The organism is Acinetobacter sp. NIPH 2100 (assembly GCF_000369805.1).
GTDB lineage: Bacteria > Pseudomonadota > Gammaproteobacteria > Pseudomonadales > Moraxellaceae > Acinetobacter.
In genome coordinates this window covers 636,784-639,179 of the sequence record NZ_KB850224.1, presented here as the reverse complement: position 1 = coordinate 639,179, position 2,396 = coordinate 636,784, and the positions used below count along the sequence as shown (strand labels likewise).

At 46.7% G+C, this 2,396-nt stretch carries 1 pseudogene; it reads right to left on the bottom strand.

Annotation, left to right across the window (positions count from 1 at the left end):
- Positions 1–2,396, bottom strand: a pseudogene (locus tag F887_RS14870) (hypothetical protein); the annotation flags it as partial.

Here is a 2,396-nt window from a genome sequence, read left to right as displayed (position 1 = left end):
GCTGTACCCGCTGCAACATTGCTGATCTTGTTACCCGCAACATCGATACCAGACTTGGTCACACTTGGACCGCCTGTGATGGTCATACCGTCATTGTTAATCACGGTATCGCCTGCAGTGACACTATCCACTTTCAAGTCACGGTTGAGGCTGTACTTAATATCATTGCCTTCTTTCGCTACTTGTAAGTTTTCTTCGCCATCCGCAGTACCGATATCAACCGTATCCCCCGCTTTCACTGCCGCAGCATTTTCTCCATTGCTTTGTAGTGTCCAACCTTTATCCAATGCAGTGATGGCATCTCCAACATTGTTTACATCAGCGCCATTCACCGTATAGTTCGGTGCTGTCAACGTACCATCTGGATTCACCGTCGAGCCGCCACCTAAAGCATCAGAAACACTTTGCGCATTCTTCGACAATTGACTGCCATTGATCGCATCTTTCGAATCTGGATTAACATCACCATCTGCAACGCCTGTGATCTTGCCTGTCGTGCTATCAATCGAAACATCACCGACTTTCACTGAGTCAAACGTAACGTCTTTAGCGGTCGCAACTTCATAGTTGGTGCTACCATCGGCATTCTTACTTTCAGTCACAACAATGTTGTCACCGTCAGTTACTGTAGTCTTCGCTTCTTTTGCTGCTTGACCTAGACTACCAATGGCATCATTGATGTTGTCTTTGCCTGTACCGCCAATGTTTGGATTGGTATATTTTCCAGTGTTTGGATCATAAGCAGTGTCACCACCGATAATGTCTTTCACACCTTCGCCTTGGGCATGCAACTGGCTGCCATTGATCGCATCTGTTGAGTCAGGGCTGACTGTACCCGGTGCAACACCCGTGATTTTCTTGTTGCCTGCATTGATGCCATCTTTGGTGACACTTGGACCGTTTGTAATCGATAGACCGTCGTTATTCAGTACAGTATCGCCCGCAGTCACACTATCCACTTTCAAGTCGCGGTTCAGGCTGTACTTAATGTCATTGCCTTCTTTGGCCACTTGTAGGTTTTCTTCACCATCTGCTGTGCCGATATCAACCGTATCGCCTGCTTTCACTGCACCAGCGTTTTCTCCATTGCTTTGTAGCGTCCAGCCTTTATCCAATGCAGTAATTGCATCTCCAACATTGTTTACATCAGCCCCATTCACTGTGTAGTTCGGTGCTGTCACTGTGCCATCTGGATTAACCGTTGAACCGCCGCCAAGTGCATCAGAGACACTTTGTGCATTCTTCGACAATTGACTGCCATTGATCGCATCGGTGGAATCTGGATTTACATCACCCGCTGCAACCCCACTGATCTTGCCAGTCGCGCCATCAATCGTAACGTCGCCCACTTTAACGTTGTTAAACTCAACATCATCGGCTGTTGCAACTTCGTAGATGGTTTGGCCATCTGCTCCAGTTCTGCTCTCAACCGTCATGTTCTTGCCAGCTTCTACTTCTGTTTTTGCTTTAGCTGACTCACCTTTAATTGCATCTGCTACAGTGTCATAACCTTGGTCATTTACAGTAAATGGACCATTTAACTTACCGCCTTCATTGGTTACACCACCACCAAGAATATCGCCAGTTGAACCTACGCTGTCATTTAACTGACCGCCATTGACTGCATCTTTAGAACCCGCAGCAACTTCACCATCAGCGACATTGGTAATTTTTTGATTGCCCGCATCGATACCAGATTTGGTCACGCTTGGACCGTTGGCAATGGTTAAGCCATCAGTGTTCAGAACACTATCACCCGCCGTTACACTGTTTACATTCAGGTCTTTGGCAAGTTCAATTGCAACTTTTCCGTCTTGGACTTTGGTGGTGATATTTTCATCTGCACCCACAACATCAACCGCTTCACCCAGTTTTTTCTGAACAGTGGTGCCGTCTTGTGCAGTTAGGCCAAAGCCTTTATCGGTTAAGTCTTGTCCCGCTTTATCTAACTGATCTTTATTGACCGCATCTGTGCCTGCTACACCAGGTCCCACATTGCTAATCGTGTTACCTGCTGCATCAATACCTGATTTAGTTACGCTTGGGCCGTTGGCAATCGTTAAGCCATCATTGTTAATCACCGTATCGCCTGCAGTGACACTGTCTACTTTCAAGTCTCGGTTCAGGCTGTACTTAATGTCATTGCCTTCTTTGGTTACTTGTAGGTTTTCTTCACCATCTGCTGTGCCAATATCAACCGTATCGCCTGCTTTCACAGCGCCAGCATTTTCTCCATTACTTTGTAATGTCCAACCTTTATCTAAAGCTGTGATTGCATCACCGACATTGTTTACATCCGCACCATTCACCGTATAGTTCGGTGCAGTCACTGTGCCATCTGGATTCACCGTTGAACCACCACCTAAAGCATCAGAGACGCTTTGTGCATTCTTCGC